17 protein-coding genes and 2 other annotated features are annotated in these 15,823 nt (G+C 42.7%); of the genes, 14 read left to right on the forward strand and 3 right to left on the reverse strand.

Annotated features, from left to right (window positions below):
- Window positions 1-166 precede the first annotated feature (166 nt).
- Complete coding sequence (locus tag PGQ33_RS02560; protein ID WP_117823944.1) at window positions 167-1,450, forward strand: adenylosuccinate synthase; 1,284 nt, start codon at window positions 167-169, stop codon at window positions 1,448-1,450.
- Between the two features lie 86 nt (window positions 1,451-1,536).
- Here the strand turns inward: PGQ33_RS02560 and asnA are convergent, their stop codons facing one another.
- Window positions 1,537-2,547 (reverse strand): aspartate--ammonia ligase, encoded by a 1,011-nt coding sequence (gene asnA / locus PGQ33_RS02565; RefSeq protein WP_008374783.1) that lies wholly within the window; start codon window positions 2,545-2,547, stop codon window positions 1,537-1,539.
- A 266-nt stretch (window positions 2,548-2,813) separates the two neighbouring features.
- Between asnA and PGQ33_RS02570 the strand changes: the two genes are divergently transcribed.
- Window positions 2,814-2,972 (forward strand): hypothetical protein, encoded by a 159-nt coding sequence (locus PGQ33_RS02570; RefSeq protein ID WP_008374787.1) that lies wholly within the window; start codon window positions 2,814-2,816, stop codon window positions 2,970-2,972.
- 4 nt (window positions 2,973-2,976) lie between these two features.
- Here PGQ33_RS02570 and PGQ33_RS02575 read toward each other — a convergent pair whose 3' ends face one another.
- Window positions 2,977-3,198: a hypothetical protein gene (locus tag PGQ33_RS02575; protein WP_022220548.1), complete on the reverse strand. Its 222-nt coding sequence runs from the start codon at window positions 3,196-3,198 to the stop codon at window positions 2,977-2,979.
- A gap of 136 nt (window positions 3,199-3,334) precedes the next feature.
- On the opposite strand from PGQ33_RS02575, the gene PGQ33_RS02580 reads away from it, so the two are divergent.
- From PGQ33_RS02580 to PGQ33_RS02615, 8 genes are all read left to right on the forward strand, one after another.
- Window positions 3,335-3,844, forward strand: a complete 510-nt coding sequence (locus tag PGQ33_RS02580; RefSeq protein WP_270205204.1) for an SEC-C metal-binding domain-containing protein — start codon at window positions 3,335-3,337, stop codon at window positions 3,842-3,844.
- A gap of 69 nt (window positions 3,845-3,913) precedes the next feature.
- Window positions 3,914-4,124: a binding site (T-box leader), on the forward strand.
- 51 nt (window positions 4,125-4,175) lie between these two features.
- On the forward strand, window positions 4,176-5,039 hold the full coding sequence (locus PGQ33_RS02585) for an aldo/keto reductase (protein ID WP_117556267.1): 864 nt from the start codon (window positions 4,176-4,178) through the stop codon (window positions 5,037-5,039).
- Window positions 5,040-5,076: 37 nt separating this feature from the next.
- On the forward strand, window positions 5,077-7,008 hold the full coding sequence (gene thrS, locus PGQ33_RS02590; protein ID WP_270205205.1) for a threonine--tRNA ligase: 1,932 nt from the start codon (window positions 5,077-5,079) through the stop codon (window positions 7,006-7,008).
- Window positions 7,009-7,084: 76 nt separating this feature from the next.
- A complete protein-coding gene (locus PGQ33_RS02595; protein ID WP_270205206.1) occupies window positions 7,085-7,405 on the forward strand; it encodes a DUF1540 domain-containing protein in 321 nt (106 codons plus the stop codon).
- Between the two features lie 307 nt (window positions 7,406-7,712).
- Window positions 7,713-9,095 (forward strand): AI-2E family transporter, encoded by a 1,383-nt coding sequence (locus PGQ33_RS02600; protein ID WP_117835237.1) that lies wholly within the window; start codon window positions 7,713-7,715, stop codon window positions 9,093-9,095.
- A gap of 6 nt (window positions 9,096-9,101) precedes the next feature.
- A complete protein-coding gene (gene metA / locus PGQ33_RS02605; RefSeq protein WP_270205207.1) occupies window positions 9,102-10,028 on the forward strand; it encodes a homoserine O-acetyltransferase MetA in 927 nt (308 codons plus the stop codon).
- Window positions 10,029-10,143: 115 nt separating this feature from the next.
- Complete coding sequence (locus PGQ33_RS02610) at window positions 10,144-10,773, forward strand: cyclodeaminase/cyclohydrolase family protein (RefSeq protein WP_270205208.1); 630 nt, start codon at window positions 10,144-10,146, stop codon at window positions 10,771-10,773.
- Between the two features lie 25 nt (window positions 10,774-10,798).
- A complete protein-coding gene (locus PGQ33_RS02615) occupies window positions 10,799-11,671 on the forward strand; it encodes a bifunctional 5,10-methylenetetrahydrofolate dehydrogenase/5,10-methenyltetrahydrofolate cyclohydrolase (protein WP_173824589.1) in 873 nt (290 codons plus the stop codon).
- Between the two features lie 150 nt (window positions 11,672-11,821).
- On the opposite strand, the gene PGQ33_RS02620 is transcribed toward PGQ33_RS02615, so the two are convergent.
- A complete protein-coding gene (locus PGQ33_RS02620) occupies window positions 11,822-12,169 on the reverse strand; it encodes a helix-turn-helix domain-containing protein (RefSeq protein ID WP_022220545.1) in 348 nt (115 codons plus the stop codon).
- Window positions 12,170-12,294: 125 nt separating this feature from the next.
- On the opposite strand from PGQ33_RS02620, the gene PGQ33_RS02625 reads away from it, so the two are divergent.
- From PGQ33_RS02625 to PGQ33_RS02640, 4 genes are all read left to right on the forward strand, one after another.
- Window positions 12,295-12,588 carry a hypothetical protein gene (locus PGQ33_RS02625; RefSeq protein ID WP_270205209.1) on the forward strand — a complete coding sequence of 98 codons (294 nt, stop codon included), beginning with the start codon at window positions 12,295-12,297 and terminating at the stop codon, window positions 12,586-12,588.
- A 71-nt stretch (window positions 12,589-12,659) separates the two neighbouring features.
- Window positions 12,660-12,910, forward strand: a binding site (T-box leader).
- A 182-nt stretch (window positions 12,911-13,092) separates the two neighbouring features.
- Window positions 13,093-14,112 carry an ABC transporter substrate-binding protein gene (locus tag PGQ33_RS02630; protein ID WP_055158460.1) on the forward strand — a complete coding sequence of 340 codons (1,020 nt, stop codon included), beginning with the start codon at window positions 13,093-13,095 and terminating at the stop codon, window positions 14,110-14,112.
- A 30-nt stretch (window positions 14,113-14,142) separates the two neighbouring features.
- Window positions 14,143-15,030, forward strand: coding sequence for an ABC transporter permease (locus PGQ33_RS02635; RefSeq protein WP_055158458.1), 888 nt, complete (start codon window positions 14,143-14,145; stop codon window positions 15,028-15,030).
- Window positions 15,017-15,790, forward strand: coding sequence for an ABC transporter ATP-binding protein (locus PGQ33_RS02640; RefSeq protein ID WP_270205210.1), 774 nt, complete (start codon window positions 15,017-15,019; stop codon window positions 15,788-15,790). Before PGQ33_RS02635 ends, PGQ33_RS02640 begins: the two co-directional genes overlap by 14 nt.
- Window positions 15,791-15,823 lie beyond the last annotated feature (33 nt).

The following is a 15,823-nucleotide window of genomic DNA, read 5'->3' on the forward strand; positions in this document are numbered from 1 at the left end:
AGCTGAAAATAAGAGTGTACTTTTTATTTGAAATGTAGTATAATTCAATCGGTGTCTTTATAAGGGACATTGATTATATTTATAAGTAGGAGTTATCCCGATGAAAAGAGGGATGACACTGTGGAGATATTTCACAGATAGCCAAGAACACGCAGGAGGATTTATTATGGTTAAAGCAGTAGTAGGTGCGAACTGGGGAGACGAAGGAAAAGGTAAGATCACAGATATGCTTGCCGAAAAAGCAGATATTATCATTCGTTTCCAGGGTGGAGCAAATGCCGGACATACAATTATCAATGATTACGGCAAATTCGCTCTTCATACATTACCGTCAGGAGTTTTCTACGGACATACAACCAGTATCATCGGCAATGGTGTCGCTGTAGATATCCCGGTTCTTTTCAAGGAAATCCAGTCAATCATTGACAGAGATGTTCCGATGCCGAAGATTCTGGTGTCAGACCGTGCACAGATGGTGATGTCTTATCACAAGAATTTTGATGCATATGAGGAAGAGAGACTGGGCGGAAAGTCGTTCGGATCTACAAAGTCTGGTATTGCACCGTTTTATTCAGACAAGTATGCAAAGATTGGTTTCCAGATCAGTGAGCTTTTCGAGGATGAAGCTGAACTTAGAGAAAAGGTAAACCGCATAGCAGAACAGAAGAACGTCATGTTGGAACATCTGTATCACAAACCGTTAATCAATCCTGATGATTTATATAAGGAACTGATGGAATACAAAGAAATGGTAGCACCGTATGTATGTAACGTTTCTCTGTATCTTAACGAAGCACTCAAGGAAGGTAAAGAAATTCTTCTTGAAGGACAGCTTGGAACATTAAAGGATCCGGATCATGGAATTTACCCAATGGTAACTTCTTCTTCTACACTGGCAGCTTACGGTGCAATCGGTGCCGGAATCCCGCCGTATGAGATTAAACAGATCGTTACAGTATGTAAAGCCTACTCAAGTGCAGTAGGAGCAGGTGCCTTTGTAAGTGAGATCTTTGGCGAAGAAGCAGATGAACTTAGAAGACGTGGTGGAGACGGCGGAGAATTCGGCGCAACAACAGGTCGTCCGAGACGTATGGGATGGTTTGACTGTGTAGCATCCAAATATGGATGCCGTATGCAGGGAACTACAGATGTAGCATTTACTGTTGTCGACGTACTTGGATACCTGGATGAAATTCCGGTATGTGTAGGATACGAGATTGACGGAGAAGTTACAACAGAATTCCCGACAACACATCTTCTTGAGAAAGCAAAACCAGTACTCAAGACACTTCCGGGATGGAAATGCGACATCAGAGGAATCAAGAAATACGAAGATCTTCCGGAGAACTGCAGAAACTACATCGAATTTATCGAGAAAGAGATCGGATATCCGATCACAATGGTTTCTAATGGACCGGGAAGACATGATATCATCTTCAGAAATAAATAGGAATGTAAAAATAGGGCAGGACTTTTTTAGTCCTGCCTCATTTTTTTATGGCGAATTATCAAATTGTGATAATGGTTGGTTATGTATTACAGTAAGTACACTCCGCGGGATGCGGCTTCTTCGAGGACGTCGTCCGGCCAGATGGAGGACTGGACTTCTCCGATGTGGGCTTTGCGGAGATAGAACATACAGATTCGGGACTGTCCGATTCCGCCTCCGACTGTGTACGGAAGTTTTCCGTTCAGTAATGCTTTCTGGAAATCCATCTCGGCGCGTTCTTCGCAGCCGGCTTCCTTTAACTGACGGCGGAGTGCATCTTCATCGACACGGATACCCATGGAAGAAAGCTCCAGTGCGATATCGAGTACCGGATAGTAGACGATGATATCACCGTTCAGTTCCCAGTCATCGTAGTCCGGTGCACGTCCGTCATGACGCTGTCCGGAGGCAAGGGTCTTACCGATCTGTTTGATGAATACGGCACCTTTGGCTTTGGCAAAGTGGTATTCACGTTCCTTTGGTGTCTTGTCAGGATACATGGTTTCCAGTTCCTGGGATGTGATGAAGCTGATTTCATCCGGAAGGAATTCTTCAATATAATTGTAACGGCGTGCCATGTAGGCTTCGGTTTCTTTGAGTGCACTGTATACTTTTCCTACGGTGTATTCCAGTGTCTCCATGTTGCGTTCTTCTTTGGAAATTACTTTTTCCCAGTCCCACTGGTCAACATAGATGGAATGGATGTTGTCAGTATCTTCATCTCGGCGGATAGCGCTCATATCAGTATAAAGTCCTTCTCCTGAATGAAAGCCGTAGCGCTTTAAGGCGTAACGTTTCCATTTTGCAAGAGAGTGGACGATCTCAACTTCGCGGTCTTCCTGTTCTTTGATGCCAAATGCAACCGGGCGTTCTACTCCGTTCAGGTTATCGTTCAGTCCGGATTCCGGGCGGACGAAAAGAGGAGCGGATACACGCGTCAGATGCAGAGATTTGGCAAGTGCGCGTTCAAAGTGGTCTTTTACTTCTTTGATAGCCACTTCAGTCTCGCGGATCGTAAGTGGAGAATGGTAATTCTCCGGTATCTGCAAATTGTTCATGATGTTCTTCCTTTCTTACTACTCACTATGTCTAGTTTAGTGAATTGACGTGGTGTTGTCAATCATATTTTCTTAAGAAACAACTTATGATTTTTTTAGAGAATCTCCATAGTAAGGTCACAGAACACGGCTATACTCTTAAAATAAAAAAAAAAGTCATAAATCAGAAAATAAGAACATATATTAAAGATGTCGGGGAAATGCCGGATGAGGCTTATACCAGAAGGCAGACAGACGAAAAAACTGTAGACAGGAGGTAACAAGATATGCAGAAAGAGAAGAATATCAGCACACAGGAAGTCATTTCCATGGAAGAATATCTAAATAAGAGACAGAAGATCAGAGAACAGGAGAAAAAACGATTCGGTGGCAGATTCGGCGAAGAAAAAAGCCCTGCCTGGATGATGGCAGAGCTTTATGTATGAGATGTTAATATTCACTGTGAAAGTCGTCATCATTCCTGTGGATCAGACGATAAACCAGGATATAGGCGTAACTCATAACCGGCACAAGAATCGTGCAGGCAACAGATGCTTTCAGAAGTCCTAATGATCTGGATTTGTCGATAAATGCAAATACCAGAGTGCTGACGTACATCAGGAACAGAAGAATTGCACAGATAAGAGCTGCAAAACGCTTGAATTTTTTCATAACAACCACCTTCGTACTATACTTTATCTCTATTATATAGATAAAAAACAATTTCTACAAGAAAATGTTTTGCAAACAGTCGAAAAATGCTGTATGATATATGGAGTGATAAAGAATAAAAAGGAGAATTTACAGTATGAGTACATTATTAGAACAGTGGAGAGATACCGCTTACTCGAAAGAGATGGATAAAGCTTCTCTGCAGAAGTTCTGGGGAACCTATTTCCAGACTGAAAAAGAGATCTATGAAAAGCTGCTTGAGAATCCAGACGCAGAAGTAAAAGGAACTGTAAAGGAACTTGCTGAAAAATATGGCATTAATGTATTTACAATGACAGGATTCCTTGATGGAATCAACGACAGCCTGAAAGTGGCTAATCCAATTGAGACAATGGATGAGGACACTGAGGTAAGTCTTGCTTTTGATAAAGAACTGCTTTACAAGAATATGGTAGATGCAAAAGCTGACTGGCTGTATGAACTGCCACAGTGGGATAAGATCTTTACAGAAGAAAAGAAAAAAGTCCTTTACAAAGAACAGAAAAACGCACGTACAATCCACGTGGAAAAGAAAGTTTATCCAAACGATCCATGTCCGTGCGGAAGTGGTAAAAAATATAAAAAATGCTGTGGTAAGAACAAATAGGTTCTGATAGAAATTTTCAATACATTTTTTGAACGTGTTGACAAATGAAAATCCCATGGTATAATGTTAGCAAATGCGATGAAGAGAAGAGTAGAACGCAGGAAGAATCCCAGAGAGAGAGGTCTTAGGCTGAGAGCCTCTTATTACAGAAGCGTTTGAAGACCACCTCCGAGCGGCTGTAAAACAGTCCGGCTGGATACCGTTATCATCCACAAAGAGGTCCTGGAAATCAGGACAAGCGGGGTGGAACCGCGGGTATACAAAGTAACTCGTCCTCTGCAGCAGATATTTCTGTTGCAGAGGTTTTTTAGTTTACAGAAAGGATGATCTGATGGAAAGTATTTACGATTGTTTCAAGTTGAACAATGATATGAAAATCCCATGCGTTGGTTTTGGAACCTACAAAGCGGCAGAAGGGAATAACGTGGAGATTTTAAAGACTGCCATAGAAGCAGGATATCGCTATTTTGATACCGCATCCTTTTATCAGACCGAAGAGTTTGTAGGTCAGGCGATCCGTGAAAGCAATCTTCCAAGAGAGGATTTCTTCCTTGTATCCAAAATGTGGAAAGATGAAATGGGATATCAGCAGACAAAGGATGCATTAGAAAAGAGTCTGAAAAGACTTGGTACCGATTATCTGGACATCTATCTGATCCACTGGCCAAGACCGTCGGCTGACTGTGAGAACTGGAAAGAACTGGATCTTGAGACCTGGAGGGCGATGGAAGAACTTCAGAAAGAAGGGAAGATCCGGGGACTTGGACTCAGCAACTTCCTTCCGCACCATATTAAGAACATTCTGGAGAATGGAACTGTAAAACCAGTTGTCAATCAGCTGGAACTGCATCCGGGTTATATGCAGCAAGCAGCTGTGCAGTATTGTAAAGAGCATGGTATTCAGATGCAGGCATGGAGCCCGATCGGAAGACGGCGGATTCTGGAAGATGGACTGATCCTTGAACTTGCCGGAAAGTATCAGGTTTCACCGGCGCAGCTGTGTCTGAGATTTCTGCTTCAGAATGATATCATTCCGCTTCCGAAATCATCTTCGATGGAGCGGATGAAACAGAATATGGATCTGTTCCATTTTGAGATCAGCGAAGAGGATGTATCGAGACTGGCAACTATGCCACAGGCAGGATGGTCAGGAGAACATCCGGATCCGGAGCTTGCACAGAAAAATGTCGTATAATCAGAATTTATAAAATAAAGAGAGGAACAAAAAGACTATGAAAATCACATTAAAAGATGGATCAAGCAAAGAATATGCACAGAGCATGTCTGTAATTGATATTGCAAAAGATATCAGTGAAGGACTTGCAAGGGTTGCAACAGCAGGAGAAGTTGACGGAGAAGTTGTTGATTTAAGAACTGTGATCGACAAAGACTGTGAGCTGAACATTCTTACATTCAATGATGAAAAAGGAAAAGGTGCATTCCGTCACACAACATCCCACATTATGGCACAGGCGATCAAGAGACTGTACCCGGATACAAAGCTTGCAATCGGACCTTCTATTGAGGATGGATTCTATTACGATATCGATCGTGAGACTCCACTTGTAGCAGAAGATCTGGAAAAAATCGAAGCTGAGATGAAGAAGATCGTGAAGGAAGATCTTCCAATCAAGCAGTATACAATGCCAAGATCTGAGGCAATTGCATATTTTAAAGAAAAAGATGAACCATATAAAGTGGAACTGATCGAAGACCTTCCGGAAGATTCCGTAATCAGCTTCTATTCACAGGGAGAATTTACAGATCTTTGTGCAGGACCTCACCTGATGAGCACAAAACCGGTAAAAGCATTCAAACTTACAAGCCTTGCAGGAGCTTACTGGCGCGGAAGTGAAAAGAATAAGATGCTTCAGAGAGTTTATGGTACTTCCTATCCGAAGAAAGCAGAGCTTGAAGAATATCTGCATATGATGGAAGAAGCAAAGAAGCGTGACCATAGAAAACTTGGAAAAGAACTTGGACTTTTCATGATGAGAGAAGAAGGACCGGGTTTCCCGTTCTTCCTTCCAAAAGGAATGGAACTGAAAAATCAGCTGCTTGATTACTGGAGAGAGATCCATAAAAAAGCAGGTTATGTGGAGATTTCCTCACCGATCATGTTAAGCCGTCATCTTTGGGAAACATCAGGACACTGGGATCACTACAAAGACAACATGTATACAACTGTGATTGATGATGAAGATTTTGCAATCAAACCGATGAACTGTCCGGGTGGAATTCTTGTATATGAATCAGAACCACGTTCTTATCGTGATCTTCCGATTCGTATGGGAGAACTTGGTCTGGTTCACCGTCACGAAAAATCAGGACAGCTCCACGGACTGATGCGTGTAAGATGCTTCACACAGGATGATGCACATATCTTCATGACACCAGAGCAGGTACGTGATGAGATCAAAGGCGTTGTAAAACTGATCAATGAAGTTTACAGCCTGTTTGGATTTAAATACCATGTAGAACTTTCTACAAGACCGGAAGACAGCATGGGAAGCGATGAAGACTGGGATATGGCTACAGAAGCCCTTCGCGGCGCATTGGACGATCTGGGACTTCCATATGTAGTAAATGAAGGAGATGGAGCGTTCTACGGACCGAAGATCGACTTCCATCTGGAAGACTCTATCGGAAGAACATGGCAGTGTGGAACCATCCAGCTTGATTTCCAGCTTCCGCTCAGATTTAACCTTGAATACACAGGAGCAGATGGTGAGAAACATCGTCCGATCATGATCCACCGTGTAATCTTTGGATCGATCGAAAGATTTATCGGTATCCTGATCGAGCATTTTGCGGGAGCATTCCCGACATGGCTTGCACCGGTACAGGTTAAGGTACTTCCGATTTCAGACAAATATATGGATTATGCACAGAAGGTTCTGGATGAACTGAACAATTCAGGTGTTCGCGCAGAGATTGATACACGTGCAGAGAAGATCGGATACAAGATCCGTGAAGCACAGATGAAGAAGATCCCGTATATGCTGGTTGTCGGAGCAAAAGAAGAAGAGGACGGACTGGTATCTGTAAGAAGCCGTTTTGAAGGGGATGAAGGACAGAAGACACTGGCAGACTTTCTTGCAGCAATCAAGATGGAGATCCAGGCCAAAACAGCAAGGGAAGTAAAAAAAGAAGACGATAAATAGAGTTTTAAATAAAATCTGAATAAGAAATAAAACTTTCGGGCATAATGATACTGATTTTCAAAAAGGAGGTAACATTATGCCTGAATTAAAATGTACAGTACAGACATGTATGCACAACAAAGATTTTTATTGTGATCTGAACGAAATTACGGTGGGAGGAAAATCTGCACGGAAAGCTGCAGAGACAAGCTGTGACAGCTTTGAAGAAAGAAAAAGCGGCACCTACAGTAATGTGACTGGTGAGGCGGGTCCGACAAGCAAGATCGACTGCAAGGCCACGGAGTGCCAGTACAATAAGGAATGCCAGTGCCATGCAGGAAAGATCAGTGTGGAGGGCAGCAAGGCATGCAGCTGTGATGAGACGGAATGTGCAACTTTCAGTTGTGGATGTGCGTAGATGAGATTGATGGGTGTGGGAGAGTTTCTCCTGCACCCGTTTTTGTTTGTGAGGAAGGGACGAAGAAAATGGAAAACAAATCGATAGGACTTCATTGCACTAACCAAAAGAGAGTTGAATGATTTGGGAGGAGGACGGTTTCCACAGCCATCTTCGGGCTGTGGAGCTGCAAGTGGGAGCGTGATTCAGAAAAGACGGAGCAAGATTGAGAGAAAAGGTGTGAAAAGGATGGTTGGGAAGGTTGACGGGGGTGTTAGAAAGAAGGTATAATAAAAACTAGACTTTTGAAGAAAGACAGGGAAATTAAATGGAAAAAAAAGAAAATGTAGAGGAAGGGGTTTCGGAGAAGCCGGAAGAGAAGAAATCAGCAGCGTATTATGAGAAGCGTCCGGAATTTGGTAACAGAGGACCATCAAAGATTTTGCTTCATTTCAGGAAAGGGCTTACCTTTTTTCTTGTAATTGCAGCTTGTGTGATCTTTTATTTTCTGTTACTCCGAATAGATGATATATCAGTAGGTGTCAGTAAAGTAATTGATGTGTTAAAGCCGATCCTATACGGAATGGTGATCGCATATTTGCTGAATCCGATCGTAAAGCAGATTGACCGGTGGCTGATTCCACAATTAAAAAAGAAAATGTCTCAGGAAAAGGCAAAGAAGGTTTCGCGTAGTGTCGGTGTTTTTGCAGCGCTGGTTATGCTGCTTGCTTTGATCCTGGCACTGTGCAATATGCTGATTCCGGAACTTTATAAAAGTATCCGTGACATGGTTCAGACTCTGCCGGGACAGATCAGTGATATGGTTACGAAGATCATAAGTATCCAGAAAGATACCAGTCCTGCCGGAGTCATGGCACGTAACCTGTTAGAAAAGGGATCGGATGCATTACAGAACTGGATCAAACAGGATCTTTTAACCAAGGTTAATGAAGTGATGTCAAACCTGACGGTTGGGATCATCAATTTTGTCAGTGAGATCCTGAATTTTCTGATTGGTCTTATTGTATCAGTCTATATTCTGTTCAGTAAGGAAACATTTTCCGCACAGAGTAAAAAGATCGTCTATGCAGTGTTCCGTACAGATCATGCCAATATGATCCTGCATCTGACAAAGAAAAGCAATGAGATTTTCGGTGGATTTATTATTGGAAAGATCATTGATTCTATGATTATCGGAGTGCTTTGCTTCTTTGGACTTACGCTCCTGAAGATGCCGTACATACTTTTGATCAGTGTAATCGTTGGTGTGACCAATGTCATTCCTTTCTTCGGACCGTATATCGGTGCTATTCCGAGTGCCGTTCTGATTTTGCTGAATGATCCGATCAAGGGCTTGTATTTCCTGATCTTCATTCTTGTGCTGCAGCAGCTTGATGGAAATGTGATCGGACCGAAGATTTTGGGCAATTCGACCGGATTATCTGCATTCTGGGTTGTATTTTCAATCCTGCTCGGAGGCGGTCTGTTTGGATTTGTAGGAATGATCATGGGCGTGCCTACATTTGCAGTAGTTTATTATATTATTACAATGCTGATCAATCATTTGCTGGAGAAGAAAAAGCTTCCGCTTCAGACTTCGGAGTATGGGGAAAAGAGTTATGTGGATGATAGCGGAAGATTTGTCAGAGAAAATCCGGAAGAAAATGATACAGCGGTAAAAAACGGGGAAAATAAAAAAGAGAGGAAGTAAGCAGAAATGCCAATTCGTGTACAGAATGACCTTCCGGTAAAAGAAATACTGGAAAAAGAAAATATATTTGTAATGGATGAGAACCGTGCGGTTCATCAGGACATTCGTCCGATCAAGATCGGACTTCTGAATCTTATGCCAATGAAAGAGGATACAGAACTTCAGCTTCTGCGCTCCCTTTCCAATACACCGCTGCAGGTTGACATTGTGTTTTTGGCAGTGAAAAATCATGTTTCAAAGAATACTTCAGCGAATCACCTGAACCGGTTTTATGAGAATTTTGAAAATGTAAAAGATCAGAAATTTGACGGATTTATCATAACCGGAGCACCGGTAGAGCAGATGCCTTTTGAAGAGGTGGATTACTGGGAAGAACTTGTAGAGATCATGGAGTGGACAAAGACGCATGTTACTTCAACGATCCATCTCTGCTGGGGAGCACAGGCAGCACTTTATTATCATTATGGGATTAATAAAGTACAGCTGGACAAAAAGCTTTTCGGTATCTTTGAACATAAGGTTATGAACCGTAAGATTCCTCTGGTACGTGGATTTGATGATGTATTTTATGCACCGCATTCGAGACATACAGATGTGCCGATTGAGAAGATCCGTGCAGATGAGAGACTGATGATTCTGGCAGAGTCGGAAAAGGCAGGAGCATACCTTATCATGGCACAGAATGGAAGACAGATTTTTGTGATGGGACATCCGGAGTACGACCGGGTGACACTGGATCAGGAGTATAAGCGGGATCTGAGCAAAGGACTTCCGATTGAAATGCCGGAGAATTATTATCCAGACAATGACAGCACACAGAAGCCACTTCTTACATGGAGAGCACATGGTAACTGTATGTATGCAAACTGGCTGAATTACTATGTTTACCAGGCAACCCCGTATGATATGGTGGGGACACCGGATTTTCATTAGGATTCAGATAGAATTTCATATACCGATATCCTGAAAGGCATATTAGAAAGTACTATGTTTCAGAAGAGAAATCCTTTGCTATAATAGGAAAGCAAAAATAAGCGGGAGGAAAAATATGTTATTGGAGCAGAAAACAACTGATTTTTTGAAACAGCTCTCATCGTCAGCACCGATTCCGGGAGGTGGCGGTGCATCGGCAGCAGTCGGAGCGTTCGCATCAGCTTTGGGACTTATGGTTACAAATCTGACTGTCGGAAAAAAGAAATATGCGGATGTTGAAGAAGAAATTCTAGAGATAAGAGAAAAACTTGAGCAGAAGAAGCAGGATCTGGTCCGGATGGTAGATGAAGATGCCGAGGCTTTTGAACCACTGGCAAAGGCTTACAGAATGCCAAAAGAGACAGAGAAAGAACAGGCAGAGAAGGAAAAAGTTATGGAGGCCGCACTTAAAAATGCGGCAGAAGCACCACTGTGTATCATGAAAACAATTGTAGATACTATGGAGATGATCCGGGTGCTGGGGGAAAAAGGAAGCAGGCTTGCTGTCAGCGATGCAGGAGTTGCAATCCTCTTTGCACAGGCAGCCCTTGAAGGAGCTTCTCTTAATATTTTTATCAATACAAAGATGATGAAGGATCAGGAAGAAGCTGAAAGACTGAATTATCTGGCTGATCAACTGATTGCGACAGGCAAAGAACTGAAAGAGACAACTTATGATGCTGTACTTAAGGGTATCAAACCATAACAGATAAGACAGACAGGAGGAAGACATGAGCATACAGATGCGAGGGGCTGAAGTGGCAAAAGCCATGAAAGAAAAGCTGATCAGAGAAAGAGAAGAGTTGAATGCGGCGGGAGTAAATCCATGCCTTACGATCATTCGGGTAGGAGCGAAAGAAAATGATCTTGCCTACGAACGTGGAGCAAAAAAGAGAATGGAAATGATCGGAATCGAGTGCCGCATTGTAGAACTGCCAGAAGATATTTCACAGGAAGAATTTGAGGATGCTTTCTGTAAGATCAATAAAGATCCGGAGGTTCACGGGATTCTTTTGTTCCAGCCGCTTCCGGAGCAGCTCGATGTAGAGAAGATCAGACAGATGATCGACCCGGCAAAGGATATGGATGGAATGAGTCCTGTAAATCTTGCAAAAATATTCGAAGGTGACAGAACTGCTTATGCGCCTTGTACTTCTGAGGCAGTGATGCACATTATGAATCACTATGGAATTGAACTCCAGGGGAAAAGAGTGACCGTCATCGGAAGAAGCATGGTTGTTGGAAAACCGCTTTCCATGCTGATGCTTGGACAGAATGCAACTGTAACTATCTGCCATTCACGCACAAAAGATCTGGCGGACAGATGTCGCGAAGCAGAGATAATAGTAGCTGCGATCGGACGGGCAAAGCATATCACCGCCGATATGATCGCCGAAGGAGCGGTGGTAGCGGATGTCGGAATCAACGTACTGGAAGACGGAACCCTCTGTGGAGATGTGGACTACGAAAATGTCCGGGAAAAAGTATCCCATATCACACCGGTTCCGGGAGGAGTAGGAAACGTCACAACCTCTGTACTCGCCTCTCACGTGCTGCGTGCCGCCCGTACAGGTCAGAACGAACACGGACAACGCAGAGGGTAACACCGCCTCTCTGTCGAACACGATACAAATGGGCGAAGAACAGTTACAACCAGTAACCCAGAGCGCCCAGGAAGAGAAAAAATCCTATAGATTCAACTTGAATCTATAGGATTTTTTTCTCCTCCGGCTCCGGGGTGGCATAGACTACATTTATTTTTCGCCCATCTCTGGTGGAATCTTTTCTAACAACTGTCGGATATTATCACGGATCAGTCGTTTATAATTATCAGGAAGCGGTGTGATCATATCCAGGATCTCGGCATTGATCGGATCCTTTGAATGAATTGAATCATCCAGGTAGTCACAGATCAGATAATCAAATTTGACATCTAATGCTTCTGAAAAATTAAGCATGGTTGCAAAGGATGTTGCCTGGCTGCCATTTTCAATCCGGCTTATCGTTGTCTCGTCAAGATTTAGTTTTTCTGCTAGTGCTGCCTGTGTAAGACCGGCTTTGTGACGTGCCTGCCGAACGCGTGTACCGAAATTCTTTTCCATGCTGTTTATCTCTCCTTCATAAAAGTAGTGTAGCATTTCAATTTGAAAAAAGAATGATATTATACGCAAGTTAACTTTACAAAAACGCCATGACAGGATATGATTAAAAAAAGGGGGGTAGAGAAATGGATTGGGAATCGTACAGAACAGATCTTGAGGCGATAAAGCTTGCGGTGAATGAATGTGAAAGACTTGGAGTGGATAAAGAAGAACTCCTCATAATCAGTATTTACCGTCTGTATGAATTTTATAAAACAGAAGACGACAGAGTCTATCTTCTGGGGGCATTATTGCATCTTAAGGCCTATCTTGAACTGGGGATGGAATATGAAAAGAACCGTAAAATCTTTTCAATGATTTTAGATAATTATGGAGTATGTTATCAGGATATTTTTCAGGGAGCGGAGGAAATAGAGTAGAAAAATCTGAAAAATTCCAAAAATCAGGTTGACAAACAGAGAATAAAGAGGTAATATATTAACCATAAATTGTAAAACCGTTGAGAAAGAGGAGTAGGTTATCGAACGATATCACAGAGAGCAGCAGGCGGTGGGATTGCTGTATGGAGTTGATAATTGAATGGACTTTCGAGGGCAGCCTGAAATCAGATAATTGAGAGTATGGTTTGTCGGGAACCAAACCCGTTATCAATAAGGGATGTATGTTAGTACATAAAAGAGGACAGGAAACTGTTAAAGTTGAGTGGTACCGCGTTAGTAGAAGATATTAGTCGCCTCAATCCGTAGAAGGATTGAGGCGTTTTTTATTTCATAGGAAATTCCGAAGGGACTTCCTATGAAATAAAAAGTCTCCGGCAGGATGTTACATATGTATTCCTGTTGTGGTACGGCGCGGAATCAAGAAACACCTTCTCTTGAAAGCTAACAAAGAAAATTATTTATCAAGAAGAGGAGAACAAAATTATGAAAAAGAGAACAATCGCAGTATTATTAACAATGGCAATGGCAGCAACAATGATGGCAGGATGTGGAAGCAAGTCGGATTCCAAGACAGCAGATGGAGAAAAGAGCTATACAATCGGTATTTCCCAGTTTGCAGAGCACGGATCTTTAGATAACTGCCGTGAAGGATTTTTAGAGGGACTGAAAGAAGAAGGTATCGAGGAAGGAAAGAATCTGAATGTTGAATACAAGAACTCGGCAGCAGATATGGGAACTGCATCACAGATCGCAAGCAGCTTTGTATCCGATAAAGTAGATCTGATCTGCGGAATCGCAACACCAAGTGCACAGACAGCATATAATGCTGCGATGGATACGGATATTTCGGTTATTTATACTGCAGTTACAGACCCGAAAGCAGCAGAGCTTGCAGATGATAAAGGGAACCCGGTTGGAGAAGTCACAGGAACCAGTGATAAACTTCCGATTGAAGCACAGCTGAAAATGATCCGTGAACTTCTTCCAGATGCGAAGAAGATTGGTATCCTCTATACAACAAGTGAGGCAAACAGCGTATCTGCAATTGCTGAATACAAAGAAAAAGTCGGTGACTATGGATTTGAACTTGTAGAAAAGGGAATTACAAATACATCAGAAATCGCACTTGCAACAGACGATCTTCTGTCACAGGTAGACTGCATCAGCAACCTGACAGATAATACGGTAGTAAGCTCGCTTGCAACCATTCTGGATAAGGCAAATGCAGCAAATATCCCGGTATTCGGAAGTGAGATCGAACAGGTGAAGCTTGGATGCCTGGCAGCAGAAGGTCTTGATTATGTAGCACTTGGCAAACAGACAGGTAAGATGGCAGCAAAGGTTCTCAAAGGAGAAAAGAAAGCATCTGAAATGCCATTTGAGACGATCACAGAAGCAGGACTTTACCTGAATACAAAAGTAGCAGAAAATCTTGGAATCACAGTGGAAGACGATCTGAAAAACAGTGCAGTAGAGACATACGATTCTATCAGCGAAAACTAAATTTGAATTAGAAAAGTGAGGAGCAATGCAATGAGCTTTGCAGTATCGATTTTGGAGCAGGGACTGATTTACGGAATCCTTGCATTGGGAATTTATATAACATACAAAATTCTGGATTTTCCAGATCTGACCGTAGATGGCAGCTTTCCATTAGGAGCTGCCGTAACGGCGCTTATGATCACAAAAGGAGCGAACCCGTATCTGACCCTTCCGGCTGCATTTGCAGCAGGTGTGGCAGCCGGTATCTGTACCGGACTGATCCATGTCAAATGCAAGGTAAGAGATCTGCTTTCAGGTATCATTATGATGACAGCGCTCTGGACGATCAACCTTCGTGTGGCAGGAACAGCCAATGTACCGTTGTTTTCCCAGAAGACAATCTTTAAAAATGATACACTGGATAAGCTGCTTCCGTCAGGATTTTCCGCTTACTCTACATTGCTCATCATTCTGATCATTGCGTTAATTGTGAAAATCATTCTCGACCTTTACCTGAATACCAAGTCCGGATACCTGCTCCGCGCAGTTGGAGATAACGATAAACTGGTAACTGCAATGGCAAAGGATGAAGGAAATGTGAAAATCCTGGGACTTGCGATCGCAAACGGGCTGTGTTCGCTTGCGGGATGTATTTTCTGTCAGGAAGAACGTGTATTTGAAATTTCCAGTGGTACAGGGGCGATGGTAATCGGTCTTGCAAGTGTTATCATCGGAACCAGTATTTTCAAAAAAATCAGTTTTGTAAAAACAACGACAGCTGTACTGATCGGTTCTATCATTTACAAGGCCTGTGTGGCAATCGCACTGAAGAACTTCGAACCGCAGGATATGAAGCTGATCACAGCCGTATTATTCCTGGTAATTCTGGTGCTTAGTATGGAGAGAAAGAAGAAGGTGAAGAAGAATGCTGGAGCTTAGAAATATCCACAAATATTATAATCCGGGTACAGTCAATGAGATGTGTCTTTTTGAGGACTTCAATCTGACGATCAATCAGGGCGAATTTGTATCCGTAGTAGGAAGTAACGGTTCCGGTAAAACTTCGATGCTGAATATCATCTGCGGAAGTATTCCGGTAGAATCCGGACAGATCCTGATCGATGGAAAAGATATCACAAGGGTAAAAGAATACAAGAGAAACCAGAAGATCGGACGCGTGTACCAGAATCCATCTATGGGAACCTGTCCGTCCATGACGATCTTGGAAAATATGTCTCTTGCGGACAATAAAAGAAGGTTCTACGGACTTGGACGGGGAACGAATAAGGCACGTATTGATTATTACAGAGAACAGCTCGCCCAGCTTGGTCTTGGACTGGAAGATAAGCTTCATGTCAAAGTCGGATCACTTTCCGGAGGACAGCGTCAGGCGATGGCACTGCTGATGTCTACGATGACACCAATCGAGTTTTTGATCCTGGATGAGCATACTGCTGCGCTGGATCCAAAGACAGCAGAACTGATCATGGAGCTGACCGATAAGATTGTAAAAGAAAAAAATCTGACAACGGTTATGGTCACACACAATCTCCGCTATGCAGTAGAATACGGTAATCGTCTGATCATGATGCATCAGGGACATTGTGTGATGGATAAGGCAGGAAAAGATAAAGAGGATACCTCGATCGATGAAATCCTGACGATGTTCAATGAAATCAGTATTGAGTGTGGAAACTAAAAAAATACAAGATTATGAATTAAAGAGATAAGC

The organism is Coprococcus sp. AM100_B19A, from assembly GCF_027662015.1.
Lineage (GTDB): Bacteria > Bacillota > Clostridia > Lachnospirales > Lachnospiraceae > Allocoprococcus > Allocoprococcus comes.